The following is a 906-nucleotide window of genomic DNA, read 5'->3' as shown; positions in this document are numbered from 1 at the left end:
CGGTGCCAGCCGGGATAGCGGCGGACCTGGTAGTCGTCCAGACCGCACTCGCCCTTCGCGGTCTGGAAGCACTCCTCGATGGCCCACCGGCTGCCGGCGACCCGGATCAGTTCATCCAGGGTCGTTTCGGCGGGGCAGTAGGCGATGTAGTAGGAGATCTCCTGCGGGCGGCTGACGCTGCGGCGGGCAAGGACCCAATGTCGTCGGTCTGGGCGGTGCCAGGGCCGCACCTCGATGCGTGCCCAGTCGAACACCCGAGGTCCGTGGGCGCCCCTCCCGCAGGACCGGCGCTTCCATTTCTGCCGTGGCAGGCCGGTGAACAGGTCGTGGACGGGGTGATCGAGAGCCCAGCGGGAGACGACGGTGTCGTGGCGGGTGGTGGCCATCANCCGCAAGACCGGCGCTTCCATTTCTGCCGCGGCAGGCCGGTGAACAGGTCGTGGACGGGGTGATCGAGAGCCCAGCGGGAGACGACGGTGTCGTGGCGAGTGGTGGCCATCACGTGGAAGACATCAGCCTGCTCAAGCTCGAACCGCCAGCCCTTGCTGTAGCCGTAGGCGGCATCCGCGGTCACCCACCGGAACGGGATCTCGTCCTCGATCGCCTGGCGGACCATCTTCTTGGCCATCGCCACCTTCGTCTCGAAGGAGACGCCGTCGTCGATACCGGCCTGGCGGCAGCGTTCGCGGTCATCAGTCCAGGAGGTAGGCAGATACAGACGGCGGTCGATCAATGTCCGACCACGATCGGTGGCGTAGGCGAGGAAGACACCGACTTGGCAGTTCTCCGTCCGTCCTGCTGTTCCGGAGTACTGCCGCTGCACTCCAGCCGACCGCATGCCCTTCTTCAAAAAGCCCGTGTCGTCCACGATGAGCACGGCATCCCGGTCACCGAGATTGTCGACCA

General features: G+C 66.3%; 1 protein-coding gene and 1 pseudogene. Both read right to left on the bottom strand.

The window, feature by feature from the left end:
• Positions 1–398 (bottom strand): annotated as a pseudogene (locus ACO1BR_RS44155) (IS701 family transposase); the annotation flags it as partial.
• The coding region (locus ACO1BR_RS44150) for an IS701 family transposase (RefSeq protein WP_426800758.1) at positions 386–906 on the bottom strand (521 nt) is incomplete at its 5' end. The gene ACO1BR_RS44150 and the pseudogene ACO1BR_RS44155, both read right to left, overlap by 13 nt.

The organism is Streptomyces sp. YGL11-2 (assembly GCF_050054615.1).
Classification (GTDB): Bacteria; Actinomycetota; Actinomycetes; order Streptomycetales; family Streptomycetaceae; genus Streptomyces.
The sequence above is the reverse complement of the archived record's forward strand: the minus strand, read 5'-3'. Positions and strand labels throughout refer to the sequence as shown.